Source organism: Streptomyces sp. NPDC051041, assembly GCF_044456065.1.
Taxonomy (GTDB): Bacteria; Actinomycetota; Actinomycetes; order Streptomycetales; family Streptomycetaceae; genus Streptomyces; species Streptomyces glaucus.
In genome coordinates this window covers 134,258-150,710 of sequence record NZ_JBITFM010000012.1, presented here as the reverse complement: position 1 = coordinate 150,710, position 16,453 = coordinate 134,258, and the positions used below count along the sequence as shown (strand labels likewise).

The 16,453-nt window shown below is 74.0% G+C and carries 14 protein-coding genes; 8 read left to right on the top strand and 6 right to left on the bottom strand.

Features of this window, described 5'->3' with window-relative positions:
- Positions 1 to 57 precede the first annotated feature (57 nt).
- From cmk to der, 3 genes are all read left to right on the top strand, one after another.
- Positions 58 to 720, top strand: a complete 663-nt coding sequence (gene cmk / locus ACIBAI_RS20065; protein ID WP_399035999.1) for a (d)CMP kinase — start codon at positions 58 to 60, stop codon at positions 718 to 720.
- A 53-nt stretch (positions 721 to 773) separates the two neighbouring features.
- The gene (locus ACIBAI_RS20060) at positions 774 to 1,361 is read left to right on the top strand and encodes a lysophospholipid acyltransferase family protein (RefSeq protein WP_399036040.1); all 588 of its coding nucleotides are present in this window, start codon (positions 774 to 776) and stop codon (positions 1,359 to 1,361) included.
- 76 nt (positions 1,362 to 1,437) lie between these two features.
- Positions 1,438 to 2,916, top strand: a complete 1,479-nt coding sequence (gene der / locus ACIBAI_RS20055) for a ribosome biogenesis GTPase Der (RefSeq protein ID WP_399035997.1) — start codon at positions 1,438 to 1,440, stop codon at positions 2,914 to 2,916.
- A 67-nt stretch (positions 2,917 to 2,983) separates the two neighbouring features.
- On the opposite strand, the gene ACIBAI_RS20050 is transcribed toward der, so the two are convergent.
- Together ACIBAI_RS20050 and ACIBAI_RS20045 are read right to left on the bottom strand one after the other, a co-directional pair.
- Positions 2,984 to 3,286 (bottom strand): hypothetical protein, encoded by a 303-nt coding sequence (locus ACIBAI_RS20050; RefSeq protein ID WP_399035995.1) that lies wholly within the window; start codon positions 3,284 to 3,286, stop codon positions 2,984 to 2,986.
- Between the two features lie 147 nt (positions 3,287 to 3,433).
- A complete protein-coding gene (locus ACIBAI_RS20045) occupies positions 3,434 to 4,216 on the bottom strand; it encodes a hypothetical protein (protein ID WP_399035994.1) in 783 nt (260 codons plus the stop codon).
- A gap of 1,037 nt (positions 4,217 to 5,253) precedes the next feature.
- Here ACIBAI_RS20045 and ACIBAI_RS20040 point away from each other — a divergent pair.
- Positions 5,254 to 5,469, top strand: coding sequence for an I78 family peptidase inhibitor (locus tag ACIBAI_RS20040; protein WP_399035993.1), 216 nt, complete (start codon positions 5,254 to 5,256; stop codon positions 5,467 to 5,469).
- A gap of 86 nt (positions 5,470 to 5,555) precedes the next feature.
- On the opposite strand, the gene ACIBAI_RS20035 is transcribed toward ACIBAI_RS20040, so the two are convergent.
- Both ACIBAI_RS20035 and ACIBAI_RS20030 read right to left on the bottom strand, forming a co-directional pair.
- Positions 5,556 to 6,575 (bottom strand): phosphatase PAP2 family protein, encoded by a 1,020-nt coding sequence (locus ACIBAI_RS20035; protein ID WP_399035991.1) that lies wholly within the window; start codon positions 6,573 to 6,575, stop codon positions 5,556 to 5,558.
- Between the two features lie 239 nt (positions 6,576 to 6,814).
- Positions 6,815 to 8,098, bottom strand: a complete 1,284-nt coding sequence (locus ACIBAI_RS20030) for a hypothetical protein (protein WP_399035990.1) — start codon at positions 8,096 to 8,098, stop codon at positions 6,815 to 6,817.
- A 251-nt stretch (positions 8,099 to 8,349) separates the two neighbouring features.
- On the opposite strand from ACIBAI_RS20030, the gene ACIBAI_RS20025 reads away from it, so the two are divergent.
- Positions 8,350 to 9,951, top strand: a complete 1,602-nt coding sequence (locus tag ACIBAI_RS20025) for an MFS transporter (protein ID WP_399035988.1) — start codon at positions 8,350 to 8,352, stop codon at positions 9,949 to 9,951.
- Between the two features lie 124 nt (positions 9,952 to 10,075).
- On the top strand, positions 10,076 to 11,266 hold the full coding sequence (locus ACIBAI_RS20020; protein ID WP_399035986.1) for an acyl-CoA dehydrogenase family protein: 1,191 nt from the start codon (positions 10,076 to 10,078) through the stop codon (positions 11,264 to 11,266).
- A gap of 40 nt (positions 11,267 to 11,306) precedes the next feature.
- On the opposite strand, the gene ACIBAI_RS20015 is transcribed toward ACIBAI_RS20020, so the two are convergent.
- Both ACIBAI_RS20015 and ACIBAI_RS20010 read right to left on the bottom strand, forming a co-directional pair.
- Positions 11,307 to 11,744 carry a cell division protein SepF gene (locus tag ACIBAI_RS20015; protein WP_344603469.1) on the bottom strand — a complete coding sequence of 146 codons (438 nt, stop codon included), beginning with the start codon at positions 11,742 to 11,744 and terminating at the stop codon, positions 11,307 to 11,309.
- A gap of 684 nt (positions 11,745 to 12,428) precedes the next feature.
- The gene (locus ACIBAI_RS20010; RefSeq protein WP_399035983.1) at positions 12,429 to 13,370 is read right to left on the bottom strand and encodes an ABC transporter substrate-binding protein; all 942 of its coding nucleotides are present in this window, start codon (positions 13,368 to 13,370) and stop codon (positions 12,429 to 12,431) included.
- A 420-nt stretch (positions 13,371 to 13,790) separates the two neighbouring features.
- Between ACIBAI_RS20010 and ACIBAI_RS20005 the strand changes: the two genes are divergently transcribed.
- A complete protein-coding gene (locus ACIBAI_RS20005) occupies positions 13,791 to 14,645 on the top strand; it encodes an amino acid ABC transporter permease (protein WP_399035981.1) in 855 nt (284 codons plus the stop codon).
- The gene (locus ACIBAI_RS20000; protein WP_399035979.1) at positions 14,642 to 16,399 is read left to right on the top strand and encodes an FAD/NAD(P)-binding protein; all 1,758 of its coding nucleotides are present in this window, start codon (positions 14,642 to 14,644) and stop codon (positions 16,397 to 16,399) included. The genes ACIBAI_RS20005 and ACIBAI_RS20000 overlap by 4 nt, the downstream gene beginning before the upstream one ends.
- Positions 16,400 to 16,453 lie beyond the last annotated feature (54 nt).

Genomic DNA, 16,453 nt, shown 5'->3' with positions numbered 1-16,453 from the left:
CGCCCCGTCCCCCGCCCCAGGTCCAGGAAGGTCCCCACTGTGGAAAGCGCCGCGCCAGTGATTGTCGCCATCGACGGCCCCTCCGGCACGGGCAAGTCCAGCACGTCGAAGGCCGTGGCCGCACAGCTCGGCCTGCGCTACCTGGACACCGGCGCCCAGTACCGGGCGATCACCTGGTGGATGGTGACCAACGGCATCGACACCGACGACCCGCAGGCGATCGCCGCCGCGGCCGGCAAGCCCGAGATCGTCTCCGGCACGGACCCGGCCGACCCCACCATCACCGTCGACGGCGTGGACGTCTCCGGCCCGATCCGCACCCAGGAGGTCACCGCCAAGGTCAGCGCGGTCAGCGCCGTCCCCGAGGTGCGCGCCCGGATCACCGAGCTGCAGCGCTCGATCGCCGCCGCCGCGGAGCACGGCATCGTCGTCGAGGGCCGCGACATCGGCACGACCGTCCTGCCCGACGCCGACCTGAAGATCTTCCTCACCGCCTCCGCCGAGGCCCGCGCCGCCCGTCGCAGCGGCGAGCTGAAGGGCGCCGACGTCGACGCCACCCGCGAGGCCCTGATCAAGCGGGACGCGGCGGACTCCAGCCGCAGGACGTCGCCGCTCGCCAAGGCGGACGACGCGGTCGAGGTGGACACCACCGACCTCACGCTGGCGCAGGTCGTCGAGTGCGTCGTCACCCTCGTCGAGGAGAAGCGGGCCGGAAAGTGAGCCTGCCGTCCGAAAGGGGCGCCGAGGTCGGACGGCGCATCGGCGTCGGCCTGATGTACGGGCTGTGGAAGCCGCGCGTGCTCGGCGCCTGGCGGGTGCCCGCGACCGGCCCGGCGATCCTCGCCGTGAACCACTCCCACAACATCGACGGTCCGATGGTGATGGGTGTGGCGCCCCGGCCGGTGCACTTCCTGATCAAGAAGGAGGCCTTCGTCGGGCCTCTCGACCCCTTCCTGACCGGGATCGGCCAGCTGAAGGTGGACCGGCACTCCACCGACCGCACGGCGATCACACGGGCGCTCGGCGTCCTCGCGGCGGGCGGCGTGCTCGGCATCTTCCCGGAGGGCACCCGCGGCGAGGGCGACTTCGCCGCGCTGCGCGCCGGGCTCGCCTACTTCGCCGTCCGCAGCGGCGCCCCGGTGGTGCCGGTGGCGGTGCTGGGAAGTTCCGACCGGCGCGGACGGTTGATACGGGGGCTGCCCCCGCTGCGCCACCGCGTCGATGTCGTCTTCGGCGACCCGTTCGAGGCCGGCGACGGCAGCGGGCGGCGCACGCGCGGGGCGCTGGACGAGGCGACCGAACGCATCCGGAAGCAACTGACCGCGCACCTGGAAAACGCCAGGCGCCTGACCGGGCGCTAGGCGACACTGAGTAGTGGATCACCCCTTTTGTGCCGGGCGGTCCACCGATCACCACGATGAACGAGGTACGGACTTCATGAACGACCAGATCCACTCCGAGGGCTCGGGCGGGGAGCACGACCACGGAGCGCTTGGCGACGCCGAGTACGCGGAGTTCATGGAGCTCGCCGCGGAAGAGGGCTTCGACCTGGAGGACGTCGAGGGCGCGATCGAGGCGGCCGGGCACGGCCCGCTGCCCGTGCTCGCCGTCGTCGGCCGGCCCAACGTCGGCAAGTCGACCCTGGTGAACCGGATCATCGGCCGCCGCGAGGCGGTCGTCGAGGACCGGCCGGGCGTCACCCGCGACCGCGTCACCTACGAGGCCGAGTGGGCGGGCCGCCGCTTCAAGGTCGTCGACACCGGCGGCTGGGAGCAGGACGTCCTCGGCATCGACGCCTCCGTGGCCGCGCAGGCCGAGTACGCCATCGAGGCCGCCGACGCGGTCGTCTTCGTCGTCGACGCCAAGGTCGGCGCGACCGACACCGACGAGGCGGTCGTACGGCTGCTGCGCAAGGCCGGCAAGCCGGTCGTGCTGTGCGCCAACAAGGTGGACGGCCCCAGCGGCGAGGCCGACGCGGCGTACCTGTGGTCGCTGGGCCTGGGGGAGCCGTACCCGGTCTCGGCGCTGCACGGCCGCGGCACCGGCGACATGCTGGACAAGGTCCTGGAGGTGCTGCCGGACGCCCCGGAGCAGACCTTCGGCACCGCCGTCGGCGGCCCGCGCCGGGTCGCGCTGATCGGCCGCCCGAACGTCGGCAAGTCCTCGCTGCTGAACAAGGTGGCCGGCGAGGAGCGCGTCGTCGTCAACGAGCTGGCCGGCACCACCCGCGACCCGGTCGACGAGCTGATCGAACTCGGCGGCAGGACCTGGAAGTTCGTCGACACGGCGGGCATCCGCAAGCGCGTCCACCTCCAGCAGGGCGCCGACTACTACGCCTCGCTGCGCACCGCCGCCGCCGTCGAGAAGGCCGAGGTCGCCGTCGTCCTCATCGACGCCTCCGAGTCCATCTCGGTGCAGGACCAGCGCATCGTCACCATGGCCGTGGAGGCGGGCCGCGCGCTCGTCCTGGCGTTCAACAAGTGGGACACCCTCGACGAGGAGCGCCGCTACTACCTGGAGCGGGAGATCGAGACCGAGCTCGGCCAGGTGGCGTGGGCGCCGCGGGTGAACGTCTCCGCGCGCACCGGGCGGCACATGGAGAAGCTGGTCCCGGCGATCGAGACGGCTCTCGCAGGCTGGGAGACCCGGGTCCCGACGGGCCGGCTCAACGCCTTCCTGGGGGAGCTGGTCGCCGCCCACCCGCACCCGATCCGGGGCGGCAAGCAGCCGCGCATCCTGTTCGGCACCCAGGCGGGCACCAAGCCGCCGCGGTTCGTCCTGTTCGCCACGGGCTTCATCGAGGCCGGCTACCGCCGCTTCATCGAGCGTCGGCTGCGCGAGGAGTTCGGCTTCGAGGGGACGCCGATCCACCTCTCGGTGCGGGTGCGCGAGAAGCGCGGCGCGAGGAAGAAGTGACGTGACGGAGAAGTGACGCGAAGGGCGGCCCCGGCGGGGCCGCCCTTCGCCGTTCCCGCCCGCCCGCTCAGACGCCTCGGCGGGGGGCCGGGGGGAGCGCGGCCGGCACGCGGTGCGTCCCGGTGCCGTACGGGCCGACGTAGCCGACGCGCTGCCACTGCGTCCTGCGGGCGATGTTCCCGAAGGCGGTGAACTCCAGGTCCTCCTCGCCGCTGCGGTCACCCGGCAGCGAGCGGAAGGACATGACGTACTCGGCGTAGAGGGCGTCGTAGATCGGCGTGGCCGAAGGGCCGTCCTGAGGGGCGTGGGCCGCCCGGGCGGACGGGACCGACGGGTAGGACGGGCGGCGGGGGACGTCGTAGGTGTGCACGTATGTCCAAACGACCCGGCAGCCGAAGGGATGCGGCCGCGCGGTGCCGCCGAAGGGGTGCGGGGCCGCGGCGTGGCGCGGGCACGGCCGGCCGCGCCCGGCCCGCGGCCGCCGAACGAGGCGTGGTCCCCCGGGCCGCACGCGGTGTCAGGCCCCGGCGAGAGGCAGCGCGGCGGCGACCAACCGCCCGTCGGCCGCCGCCTTGTCCAGCGCCTCGCGCAGCAGGTCCTCGCGGGGCTGCCGCCCGATCGATCCCACCGGCGCGGCGAACATCAGCACCTGCTGATGCTTGCCGGCCGCGGCGCGCCAGCCCTCGGTGACCTGGAGCGGCTGGTGCGCCTGCCACCAGGCCACCGGCTGCCCGCCGCCCGCCGTCGGCTGCAGCACGGCGTGCAGCCGCCCCAGGGCGAGCAGCACCGACCAGCCGTGCAGCACCGGCGGTACGGCGGACAGCTCGGTCACCGGCGTGAATCCCTGCTCGACGAGCAGCGGCAGGAAGTCGTCGCCGCCGCCCGTCGCGCCGGGCCGTGCGATGGGCGCGGTCGGCTCCACGACCAGGGCCGGGTGCAGCTCCCCGGCGATCAGGACCAGTCCGCTGGTCACCCCGAGCACGGCCTGCTCGGAGGCGGCCTGTCCGGCTTCCGGGTCCGCGGTGCCGCCGCTGATGGACCGCACGGCACCCCGGAGCTGCTCCTCGGTGACCTGGACGACCTGCGAGGGCAGGCAGTCGGCGTGGGCGAAGGCGAGGACGGCGGTCTCCTCGCCGATGAACAGCACGGTGCTGGTGCGCTCCTGCTCCGAATCGCCCGGGGTGCGGCAGGAGGTGCAGTCGTAACTGCCCGGGGCGGTCTCTCCGGCGAGCAGGCGGTCGGCTTCTTCGTCGCCGATCTCGGCGCGTACCTCGTCGCTGACGTCGAGCATGCGCGGCACGGGTGGCTCCCTCGGGATGCGGTACGTGACGGGGCCGGGTGGCTCCCGGCCCGTGGTCCGGGCGGGTCCCCGGCTCATGAAGAAGACAACGGGCGATCCGTGGCGGGAGTCACGCCCGGCAGCGAACGGAATCGAACCATCCGGCGCGCGGAGCGACGGGCCCGGCGGAACCGGGCACTCACCGTCAACTCCTGGATGGAGGAAGGATGTTGCCGGGACGAAGTGGGGCACGGATCGACGCGGCGGCCGGTCGACAAATCCTGACATCGGCGAATGAAGGAAGTGGCCGGAAAGGGTTGTTGCTCTCGGTAATGATCAACTGGCCTCGAAAGGCGGGGAATCGGCTGATCCGCACCGGGCCGACACCCCGCGTTCCTCGGCCGTGTGCGGCGAGCGCCGCTCGGGCGCGTCCGCCGGCCCCGCGCGTGCGCGGGCGTGCGGAGGGCCTCACCGGCCCCGTGGCCGCCGTGCGGCCGGCGCCGCGTGCGGGCGGGGCCGGGACCGGGCGAGCCCGCGCTGCCCGCTGCCGGACCGGGGCCGGCGCGGCGCGCGGGAAGCAGCCGCGGCCGGGGCGGGCGGCGCGCGGCAGTCCGGCGCTCCGGCGGCGGGGCCGGGTTCCCGCGGACGGTGCGGGAGCCGGCCGCCCGCCGTTCCGGCCCCGGCGGACCCGGGGCGGACCCGCGGACTTCCACCCCAAAGGCGGAAGGCGGGCCGGGAGCGTACGGAGATCCTGTGCCGGAATCGTGCGCTTCCTGTGCGATCCGGGCTGTCGCGGCTCCCGCGCCGGGCCGGAATGCAATGGAGTGCCGGAGCGCTTCCGTCGATGCTTTCCGGCGGCTATTCGAGGCGCTGCCGGGACACGCGGGAATTTCCCCCGAATGGCTGGGGAAGGTTCCTGGAACGGGCCATCCGGGTGAACGGTCCGGGCGCAAACCCCCGTCGTGATCCTGTGACAGAAGTGTGACCCCGGAGGGAGACATGACAAGGGTTCGGATGCCGGACTTCCGCGCTCACCGGTCAGCGCATAGCGTGGCCGCATGGCACCGATTCCGACACCCCCGGACGAACCGCAGGACAGCCCGGAGGCCTACGTGGGCCTCGAATCCGGCGCCGCCGAACGGCTCGCGCGGGAACGCGGATGGCCGACGGTGCGCTCCCTGCCGCCGGGCGCGGTCATCACCATGGAGTACCGCGTGGGCCGGCTGAACTTCGAGGTGAGGGACGGCCGGGTGGCGCGGGCCTGGAAGGGCTGAGGCACGGCGACGGCCCCGGCTCCCGAGGGGGAGCCGGGGCCGTCGGACGCCGGGGTGTGCGTACCGGTCCCGCGCCGCCGGCGGCGTCAGCCGCCGGACAGGGGACGGGCCGTCGGGGACGTGCCGCGCGGCGAGCGCTCCGGCTGGGCCGGGCGGCGGCTGCCGGCCGGGGTGACCGGCGTGCGCTCCGCGCGGGTGGAGTGCGGGCCCGGGGCCAGGTAGGCGGGCGGCCGGGAACGGGCCGCGGAGACCGGCTCGCGGGCCGTGGCGTCGTCCCGGTCGGCGGGGCAGGACTTGACGAGCACCACGGGCGCGGCGGCCGGGGCGGCCGGCCGCGCCGTACGGCCGCGGCGGGTGAGCAGGCGGTCGCGCAGGGCCAGGATCCAGGTCTCGGCGCGGGCGATCAGCGGCTCGCACCACGGCAGCGCCAGCAGGATCAGCAGGCCCGCGGCCCAGCCGAGCAGCACGTCGCTCAGCCAGTGCGTACCGAGGTAGACGGTGGACATCCCGACGCCGAGCGAGGTCACCGCGGACAGGGCGGACAGCCAGCGCCGCGCTCTGGGCGTCGAGGCCAGATAGGCCAGGATCCCCCAGGTCACGACGGCGTTGGCGGTGTGGCCGCTGGGGAATATATCCCCGCCGAGCCACATCTCGTTCGAGCCGATCTCGGTCGCGTAGTGCGGGCCGAGGCGGCCCATGCCGTACTTGGCGGCGCCGACCGTGACGTTGAGCAGCAGCAGCGCGGCGCCCAGCGCGAGCAGCGGGCGCAGCGTGTGCTGCCGCCAGGAGCGCCAGCCCAGCCAGGCCGCGACCATCACGGCGGTGGGGCCGCGCTGGCCCAGCACCACGTAGTAGTCGACGAACGCGTGGATCTCCGACCACTGCTGGTACGGCCGGAAGAACATGACCTGCCAGTCGAGCCGGACCAGCCAGGAGGTGATCACCACGGCCCACACGATCGCGAGATAGAAGGCGAGGGTCGAGGCGAACAGCACGACCCGGTGCCGGCTCATCCGCGGCACGTCGATGTGGGCCGGCCGTTCCGGCTCGCGGTCCAGCCTCGCGAACACCCGGTCCAGACGGGTGAGCTTCCGTTCGGTACGCACCCAATCGACGTTACAGCGAGTGAGTGCCGAACTCCGTCGAATCAACGGCTTTGTGATGACGATGTGATGTGGGATTCCTCTCAGCGGGCGGGTTATTTCCAGGCATTCTGCAAAGCGCCCGCGCTGTGGCCTTCAATTCCTTTGATCATTCCAGGGAGCCTGTTTTATTGTGCTTATGGATTCGTTCACCGAATGCTGGTGCGGAATTATCCGGCCGCTCATCGGCCGTCCGTGTCCGGTCAGGGCGGACCGGTGCCGTTCAGCCAGAACGCCCCGTAGCCGGCCGACACCAGTGCGACCGCCCCGAGCAGCAGCGCCGACCTGGCGGTCCGCAGCCGGGACAGGGCCACGGCCAGGGGCAGCAGCAGGGGGAAGGCGGGCAGCAGCAGGCGGGGTTTCGAGCCGAAGTAGCTCGACGCGCACAGGGCGAGGGCGGTGACGGCCCCCGCGTACACCAGCAGCGGCAGCGGCTGGCGCTGCCGTACGCAGACGGCGTACAGCCACAGGAGCAGGCCGACCCCGGCGATCAGCCCGACGCCCGCCAGGGCCGACGGGAACGACGTGAACTTCCCGGCGACGAAGCGCGCGAAGGCGTAACCGCCGTCGAAGCCGTTGCGCCAGCCGGCCTGCACGTCGAGATAGCCGAGCGGGCCCCTGCCGGTGCGGTGACCGACCCACAGGACGTAACCGGCGACGCCGAGGGGGGCGAGCAGCAGGCCGAGCGCGATCCGCGTGCCGGGGGCGCGTAGACGGGCGCGCGGGGTGTCCCGCGCGCTGTCCGGTGCCGGGACGCGCCGGCCGCGGTGGCTGTCGGCCGCGCGCGGGGCGCGTTCCGTGCGGCGGGCGCCGCCGGCCGGCGCGGTGCCCCGGTTCCGCACGAACGAGGCGACGCCCCCGGCCCGCCCCAGTGCCGCGACGCCGGCCGTCCACACCGCCGCCACCACCGCGAGCCCCACCGGCCGGGTCAGCCCGGCGAGCAGGGCCAGGGCACCCGCCGTCACCCAGCGGCCGGTCAGCACCGCGTACAGCGTCCAGGCGGCCGCCGCGGTGAACAGCGACTCGCTGTACGCCATCGACTGCACGATCCCGACCGGCAGCACCGCCCACAGCAGCACGGCGCAGGCCCCCGCCCGGCTGCCGTACAGACGCTCCGCCACCGCGAAGATCCCGCACGCCGCGGCGAGCGAGGCGAGCACGCCGACGGCGAAGCCCGCGTCGGCGTACGACAGCGGGGTCACCGCCGCGCCGAGCCGCTCCAGCCAGGGCAGCAGGGGGAAGAACGCGAGGTCGGAATGCACGTCCCCGCCGGGCAGGCGCACCTCGTAGCCGTAGCCCCGTTCGGCGACCCTGGCGTACCAGAGCGCGTCCCAGCGGGCGGTCAGCAGCGTGTACGCGCTCTTGCCGCGCGCGGCGCTCCACAGGGCCAGGACGATCAGGCCCAGGGCGCGTACGGCCGCGTAGCCCAGGAGCGCCGGGGCGGCCCGGCGCGGAAGTCCCGGCGTGCGCGTTCCAGGATCGGTCATCCGCCGATTATCCGGAGGCCCCGGAACCGGGCGGCCCACCGGCCCCGGGCAGGGGGAGTGGCACACGCCACACGGCTTCCACGGATCCATGAGAGGTCCGCCACGTGGCCCCCGCACGGACTCGCGTACTCTGCGTGTCACTCGCCGTTCGTTGCGCGGGCCGGGGACCGCCGCTCCTTCCCGGCCGAGTCGCGGGGACCCCCCGCCCCGCGAGCCCGCCGAGCGCGAGGGAACTTCTGGGAGGTACGTACATGTCCGGGACGACCACGGCTGCCGTCGGGCCGCGCCGCCGGACGGCCGGGGCCGGCGCCAACCGCTGGCTGGTGCTCGTCGTCCTCTGCGTCAGCCTGCTGCTCGTCGCCGTCGACGCCACCGTGCTGCACGTGGCGGTCCCCGCCGTCACCGAGGACCTCAGGCCCGGCGCGATGGAACTGCTCTGGATCGTCGACGCCTACCCGCTGGTCTGCGCCTCGCTGCTGATCCTGTTCGGCACGCTCGGCGACCGGGTGGGCCGCAGACGGGTGCTGCTCCTCGGCTACGGCCTCTTCGGCGTCGCCTCCGGTCTGGCGGCCTTCGCGGACGGCCCCCGCATGCTGATCGCGGCGCGGGCGCTGCTCGGCGTCGGCGGAGCGATGATCATGCCCGCGACGCTGTCGATCCTGCGGCAGGTCTTCCCCGACCGGCGGGAACGGGCGGTCGCGATCGGCGTCTGGAGCGCGGTGGCCGCCGTCGGCGCGGCGGTCGGCCCGCTGCTCGGCGGCTTCCTGCTGGAGCACTTCTGGTGGGGGTCGGTCTTCCTGGTCAACATTCCGCTGATGCTGGTCAGCCTGCCGGTGGGACGGCTGCTGCTGCCCGAGTCGCGGGGGAGCGGGGACGGCCCCTGGGACGTGGCCGGCGCGCTGATGGCGGCGGCCGGGCTGTTCGGCGTGGTGCTCGGCGTGAAGCGGCTCGGCGGCGGCGGGCCGGCCGCCGGCCCGGCGACCGTGCTGCCGCTGCTGGCGGGCGCCGCCCTGCTGGTGCTGTTCGTCCGCCGGCAGCGACGCCGCCGGCATCCGCTGGTGGACCTCGGGATGTTCGCCCGGCCCGCGTTCAGCACCTCCGTCGGCTGCATCGTGCTGGCGATGCTCGCGCTGGTCGGCCTGGAGCTGATCGCGGCGCAGTACCTGCAGCTCGTGCTGGGGCTGTCCCCGCTGGAGACCGGGCTGCGGCTGCTGCCGCTGACGCTCGCGGCGATGGCGGCGGGCCTCGCCGGGGCGCGGATGCTGCGGCGGTTCGGCCCCCGGCGGATGGTGTGCTCCGGCTTCTGCCTGACGGCGGCCGCGGTGGTGCTGCTGACGGCGCTGGGCCGGACGGACCACTGCGCGCTGATGCTGTGCGGGTTCGTCCTGCTCGGCTTCGGCCTGGAGACCACGCTCTTCGGGGCGTACGAGTCGATGCTCAGCGAGGCGCCGCAGGAGCGGGCCGGCGGGGCCGCCGCGATCGGGGAGACCTCGTACCAGCTGGGCGCGGGCGTCGGGATCGCCCTGCTGGGCAGCGTGATGAACGCGGCCTACGCCCCCGGCCTCGCGGGCGTGCCGGGCGTGCCGCCGTCCGCGTCGGCCGCCGCGGGGCACTCGCTCGGCGAGGCCCTGGAGGTGGCCGGGCACCTCGGCGGGCCGGCCGGGGCGGCCCTGCGCCGGGCCGCGCGGGACGCCTTCGTGCACGGACTGCATGTGACTCTCCTGGTCAGCGCCGGGCTGCTGCTGCTCGGCGCGGTGATGGCGCTGCGGCTGCCGCGGGTGATGAGCTGCGAGGCGCAGGCCGTGGCGGTGCCCGCGCCGCGGGACGCCGCGGAGTCCCGGGTCTCGGTGTGACCCCGCCGTGCCGGGCCCCGGCGCGCGCTGTGCCCGGTGGGCTGGACGTGCGGGACACTGCGACGTAACGTCCCGCTCGGAGCCGTGACTAGCGTTGCTAGTTTTAGTCCTCGGAGGGTGTCCCATGTCCGCGTCCCCGAAGCCGCCCCCGTTCGACCCCGCCGACCCGCTCGGCCTCGACGACCTGCTGGAGCCGGAGGACCTCGCGATCCGGGACACCGTGCGCGCCTGGGCCGCGGACCGGGTGCTGCCCCATGTCGCCGAGTGGTACGAGAAGGGGGAGCTGCCCGGTGTGCGGGAGCTCGCCCGCGAACTCGGCGCGCTCGGCGCGCTCGGGATGCCGCTGAGCGGATACGGCTGCGCCGGGGCCACCGCCGTCCAGTACGGGCTGGCCTGCCTGGAGCTGGAGGCCGCCGACTCCGGGATCCGGTCCCTGGTCTCCGTGCAGGGCTCGCTCGCCATGTACGCCATCCACCGGTTCGGCAGCGAGGAGCAGAAGCGGACGTGGCTGCCGCGCATGGCCGCCGGCGAGGTGATCGGCTGCTTCGGGCTGACCGAGCCCGACCACGGCTCCGACCCCGCCTCCATGCGGACGTACGCCAAGCGCGACGGCTCCGACTGGGTCCTCGACGGACGCAAGATGTGGATCACCAACGGGTCCGTCGCCGGGGTCGCCGTGGTGTGGGCGCGGACCGACGAGGGGATCCGCGGGTTCGTCGTGCCGGCCGACAGCGCCGGATTCTCCGCGCCGGAGATCAAGCACAAGTGGTCGCTGCGGGCCTCCGTCACCAGCGAGCTGGTGCTCGACGGCGTCCGGCTGCCCGCCGACGCGGTGCTGCCGGGAGCGACCGGGCTGCGCGGGCCGCTCAGCTGTCTCACCCACGCCCGGTACGGGATCGTCTGGGGCGCCATGGGCGCGGCGCGGACCTGCTTCGAGGCCGCCGTCGACTACGCGAGGTCGCGGGAGCAGTTCGGGCGGCCCATCGGGGGTTTCCAGCTGACGCAGGCCAAACTCGCCGACATGGCGGTCGAACTGCACAAGGGGATTCTGCTCGCCCACCACCTGGGGCGGCGTATGGATGCCGGCCGCCTGCGTCCCGAGCAGGTCAGCTTCGGCAAGCTGAACAACGTCCGGGAGGCCATCGACATCTGCCGTACGGCCCGGACCGTCCTCGGTGCCAACGGAATCTCGCTCGAATATCCCGTGATGCGGCACGCGACCAACCTCGAATCGGTGCTCACCTACGAGGGCACCGTCGAAATGCACCAGCTGGTGCTGGGCAAGGCGCTCACCGGAATCGACGCTTTCCGGTAGCGGGCCCGCCGGGGGGGCGGGGCCGGTGAGCGGCCCTGCCTCAGCTCTGGTTGAAGAAGCCGTCCGTCCGGTGCGCGGCCGGTTCCCCGCTGACGATCTCCGTGTCGGCCGGGCTCAGCAGGAACACGCGGGTGGACACGCGCTCGATGGAACCGCGCAGGCCGAAGATCAGCCCGGCCGCGAAGTCGACCACGCGCTTGGCGTCGGCGGGCTCCATGGCCGTGAGGTTCATGATGACCGGGACCCCCTCCCGGAAGAGTTCGCCGATGGCGCGCGCGTCCCGGAAACTGTCCGGGGTGACCGTGCCGATGCGGCGGCCCCTCTCCTCGGCTACGTCCGAGGCCACCTTGACCCGCGGATCGGTGACCCAGGCGTCCCCGGGCTCGGTCCCGTCGGAGTAGTCGTCGTCGTAGTAACGCTCGTCTTCGTTGTCGTCGACGAGGCCAAGCCAGGCACTTGCCTTGCGTACCGATCCCATGGACGCCTCCTCTCACAGCGGTCTTTCGTGCTTTCCGCATCCCTATGGTCATCCATGATGCGGACGGTGCGCCAAGTAGATAGACGCCGCGCGGGGGGTTTGTGACGGTACTGGTGCACGACCAATCCGTCGAGAGTCCGTGTTTCCCAAGGGTCGTTGCACAAACGGCTGCTGACTGTGAGTGAAATACGATTTCTCTCGGCGTACGGGTGACGGGCGGAGCGTACGGGTGAACGGAGCGGCCGGCCCGACCGCCGGACCGGTCGGTTCACGACCGGTCCGCCCGCGTCACGACGGGCCACGCCGGAGTGTCCCGCCGCGTCCTGACGCAGGATCAGAAAGGTGACCTCGGGCCCGGGGAAGGGCCGTGCCCCCGGGAGGAAGGCGCGCCCCGTCCGTCACGTACGGTGAGAGGCGCGGCGTGCGTCGGACCGTCCCCCGGGACCCGCCCCGGCCGGGACACCGGGCCGTGGCGCCGGCGGGGACGGACCGCGCCCGGTGCGGAGGCGCCCGCTGGGCAGCTCGTCGAGGAGCCGCGCGCCCCTGGACACCGTGGGGGACCGGGAAGCCGGTGCGGGTCCGCCGGCCGTCCGGCCCGGCGGACCCGTTCGCGTACGGGGACCGCGGTGTCCCCGCCGGGGCCGCGGCGGCCGGACCGTCGCCGCGGCCCCCGTTGACGGGGCCTCAGTCCTTGACCTCCGGAGGCGAGATCCGCGACTCGTCGATCGCCGAGGCCGTCGTCCCCCACTTCCTGAGGATCCTGTCGTACGTCCCGTCGGCGATGAGTTCGTCCACCGCCGCCCGGAAGGCGGGGGTCAGCTTCGATCCCTTCTCGAAGGCGAAACCGACGTCCAGGCGGTGGAACTCGTTGAGGAACTTCAGGCCCGGCTGGTGGGCGACGGCGTAGCGCAGGCCGTTGATGGTGGACATCACGACATCGCTGCGGCCCTGCTGGAGGGAGGACCAGAGCGCACCGTTCTCGTTGTACGTCTGCACCCGGTACTCCTCCTCGCCGGCGTCCCCGCACACGTGCCGGTTCTCCTCCAGCGTGGCCTCGAAGGTGGTGCCCGCGCCGGTCGCCACGTCCAGGCCGCACAGCTGCTTCAGGTCGGTGACCCCGGACAGCTCGCTGTCCTCGCGGGCGGCGAAGCCCTGGCCGTCGTTGATGTAGGTGACGAAGTCGATGGTCCTGCGCCGTTCGTCGGTCACGCCGAAGTTGCCGGCTCCGACGTCGTACTTGCCGCTGTCCAGGGCCGGCAGGATCGCCTCGAAGGAGGCCGTCTCGGTCTTCAGCCGGATGCCGAGCACCTTGGCCACGGCCTGTACGAAGTCCACGTCCTGGCCGGCCAGGGTCTTGCCGTCGGCCAGGTAGGCGGTGCCGGGCGGGGTGCCGCTGATGCTGGCGGCGACGGTGAGGGCGGTGGTGCCGGGGGGCAGCAGCCGGGCGGCGGCCTCGTCCTCGCGGACGCCGGAGACGACGTCCGCGGTGGGGACGGCGTCGGCCCCGGCCGCCGCGTTCGCCGTGTCGTCCGTGCCCGAGCCGCACGCGGTGAGCAGCAGTGCGGCCGAGGTGATCAGGGCGAAGGGGACGAGGTGGCGGGGGCGGGCGTGCGTGGGCGTACGCATGGGAGGGCGGTCTCCTGGAAGCAGAAAGGAAGGGAGGCGCGAGGGGAGGGGTGCGCGTGTGAAGGCGGAGAAAGGCGACGGGGAGAACGCCGGAGGCCCCCGCCCGGATCAGGGCGTCGGGGCGCGCAGGGGGGTCAGCTCAACAGGAAGAGGACCACACGCGACCGAAGTCGATGTGGGAGCGCGTGACCAGCCACTGCTGCGGATGCATGGGCCAAGTGCAACAGGCATCCGGTTCCGCGTCAACCGAGCCGAGACGTACGGCTCACAGTACGGACAGCCTTGACAGCGGGCGGAAACGCCCCCGTAGTCTCGAAGGGCGGCCCTGCTGAGGGGCTCGGCCGCGCCGGCGCCGTACGGCGCCGTCCCGTGTGAAGGCACCCGCCGTGTCCGACCGACCCGATGTCACGGAGCCTTCACATGCCCTCCGACACCCTCGCCCAGGCCGCCGCACCGGAGACACCGCGGAAGGCGGACTCCCCGCGGATCGTCCCCCGGCGCCGCTACGGCCAGTGGACGGCCGCCGCCGCCGTCCTCGCCCTGCTCGCCCTCGCCGTCACCTCCGTGCTGCGCAACGAGGCGTTCCAGTGGGGTGTCGTCGCCGACTACTTCACCTCGGCCGCCGTGCTGCGCGGCCTGTGGCTCACGCTCTGGCTGACCGCGGTGGTGATGGTGCTGGGCTTCGCCCTGGGCACCCTGCTCGCGGCGGCCCGGCTGTCCGCCAACCCCGTGCTGAGGAGCGTCAGCTGGGGATACGTCTGGCTGTTCCGCTCGATCCCGATCCTGGTGCAGCTGCTGCTGTGGTTCAACATCGGTGCGCTGTACCCGCGCATCCTCGGCGTCAGGACCGTCGACCTGCTCGGCCCGGTCGCCGTCGCGGTCATCGGCCTGACCCTGCACGAGGCCGCGTACGCCGCCGAGGTGGTGCGCGGCGGCGTCCTCTCCGTGGACCGCGGGCAGATCGAGGCCGCGCAGGCGCTCGGCCTGAGCCGCCGGCGCCGCTGGTGGCGGATCGTGCTGCCGCAGGCGATGCGCTCCATCGTGCCGCCGGCCGGGAACATGCTGATCGGCACCCTCAAGGGCACCTCCATCGTCAGCGTCATCGCGGTGCAGGACCTGCTGTACTCGACGCAGCTCGTCTACCACCGCACCTACCAGGTCGTCCCCCTGCTGATGGTGGCGACCGTCTGGTACACCGTGGTCACCTCCGTGCTCAGCGCCGGCCAGTTCTACGTCGAGAGGCACTACGCCCGCGGCACGGAGCGCACCCGATGACCAGACGGTCCCTGGTGATCGTCGGCGCCGGGCCGCGGGGGACCGGCCTGCTGGAGCGCGTCGCCGCCAACGCGCCCGAGCTGTACGCCGGTCCGGGCCTGGACATCCACCTCGTCGACCCCTACCCGCCGGGCCCCGGCCGCGTCTGGCGCACGGCGCAGTCGCCGCTGCTGTGGATGAACTCGCACGCCGAGGACATCACGATGTTCACCGACGAGACGGTGGACCTGGCCGGCCCCGTGCGCCCGGGCCCCACCCTGCACGAGTGGGCCGGCATCGACGGCTCCGCCTTCGCCGGCCGGCGGCTGCAGGGCGCCTACCTGCGCTGGGTGTACGACCGCGCCGTGGCCGCCCTGCCCCCGGACGCCACCGTCCACCACCACCCGCGGCGGGCCCTGCGGGTCGACGGACCCCGCGAGGGCCGCCAGCGGGTGTGGCTGGAGGGCCGCCCGCGCCCGCTCCTCGCCGACGCCGTGGTGCTCACGCTCGGCCATCTCGACGCGGAACCCGACGACGAGCAGCGGGAACTGGCCCGGTACGCCCGTGAGCACGGCCTGGTGCACATCCCGCCGGACTTCACCGCCGACACCGACCTGTCCGGGCTGCGACCCGGCGAGCCGGTCCTCGTGCGCGGCTTCGGGCTCGCCTTCGTCGACCTGATGGTGCTGCTGACGGAGGGCCGCGGCGGACGCCACGACGGGGACGCCTACGTCCCGTCGGGGCGGGAGCCGGTGCTGTACGTCGGCTCCCGGCGCGGGGTGCCGTACCACTCGAAGATCGGCTACGGCCTCGACGGCGAACGGCCGCCGCTGCCCCGGTTCCTCGGGCCGGCCGAGGTGGAGGCGCTGCTCGCCCGGCCCGGGGGCTTCGACTTCCGGCGGGACGTGTGGCCGCTGGTGGCGAAGGAGCTGGGCTTCGCCCACTACCACCGCCTGTTCACGGCCCACCCGCGGCGGACGCGCATCGCCTGGAGCACCTTCGAGGAGAAGTACGCCGCCGCCGGGCCGGCCGAGCGCGCGGCCCTGGTCGAGTCCGCCGTGCCCGATCCCGCCGACCGCTTCGACCCGGCCGCCCTCGACCGTCCGCTGGCCGGGGTGCGGTACGGCTCCCACGCGGAGCTCCAGGAGGGGATGCGGGCCTACATCGAGCACGACCTGCGGCGGCGGCACGACCCGCGGCACAGCCCCGACCTCGCCGTCTTCCTCGCCCTGCTCTCCGTCTACGGCCAGCTGGTCCGGCTCGGGGACGTCGGCCCCTGGTGGCACGGCTTCTTCAGCCACCTCGCCTCCGGGCCGCCCGGTCCCCGGCTGCGGCAGATGCTCGCGCTGTCCCGGGCGGGGGTGCTGCGGTTTCTCGGCGCCGGCATGACCGTCACCGCCGGGCACGGGGTGTTCCGGGCGTCCGGCGCCACCGTGCCCGGCGCCCGCGTCGAGGCCCGGGCGCTGGTCGAGGCGCGGCTGCCGCACCCCACCGTCGAGCGGACCCGGGACGCGCTGCTGCGTGAGCTGCACGCCGACGGGGCCGCCGTGACCCGCGACGGGCTGCTGGCCGTCGACCCCGCCGACGGGCGCGTCCTGGACCGGGCCGGACGGCCGCACCCGCGGCGGTTCGCGCTCGGCCCGCACACCGACGCGCGCGGCTCCGGCGCGTTCACCCGGCCGCGCACCGGCGGACCGGCGTTCCGGCAGAACGACGCCACCGCGCGGGCCGCGCTGCTGCTGCTGCGGGAGACGGCCCGCAGGACGGCCGCGTAGCACGGCCGCCGCACGGCCGGTCCGCCGCGCGGCGGCGGACCGCGAAGCAACCGC

Bases quoted from the DNA above. Each gene is read 5' to 3' on its own strand.
- ACIBAI_RS20060 (WP_399036040.1), top strand. From the start codon at position 774: ATGTACGGGCTGTGGAAGCCGCGCGTGCTCGGCGCCTGGCGGGTGCCC.
- der (WP_399035997.1), top strand. From the start codon at position 1,438: ATGAACGACCAGATCCACTCCGAGGGCTCGGGCGGGGAGCACGACCAC.
- ACIBAI_RS20040 (WP_399035993.1), top strand. From the start codon at position 5,254: ATGGCACCGATTCCGACACCCCCGGACGAACCGCAGGACAGCCCGGAG.
- ACIBAI_RS20030 (WP_399035990.1), bottom strand. From the start codon at position 8,098: ATGACCGATCCTGGAACGCGCACGCCGGGACTTCCGCGCCGGGCCGCC.
- ACIBAI_RS20025 (WP_399035988.1), top strand. From the start codon at position 8,350: ATGTCCGGGACGACCACGGCTGCCGTCGGGCCGCGCCGCCGGACGGCC.
- ACIBAI_RS20020 (WP_399035986.1), top strand. From the start codon at position 10,076: ATGTCCGCGTCCCCGAAGCCGCCCCCGTTCGACCCCGCCGACCCGCTC.
- ACIBAI_RS20015 (WP_344603469.1), bottom strand. From the start codon at position 11,744: ATGGGATCGGTACGCAAGGCAAGTGCCTGGCTTGGCCTCGTCGACGAC.
- ACIBAI_RS20010 (WP_399035983.1), bottom strand. From the start codon at position 13,370: ATGCGTACGCCCACGCACGCCCGCCCCCGCCACCTCGTCCCCTTCGCC.
- ACIBAI_RS20005 (WP_399035981.1), top strand. From the start codon at position 13,791: ATGCCCTCCGACACCCTCGCCCAGGCCGCCGCACCGGAGACACCGCGG.
- ACIBAI_RS20000 (WP_399035979.1), top strand. From the start codon at position 14,642: ATGACCAGACGGTCCCTGGTGATCGTCGGCGCCGGGCCGCGGGGGACC.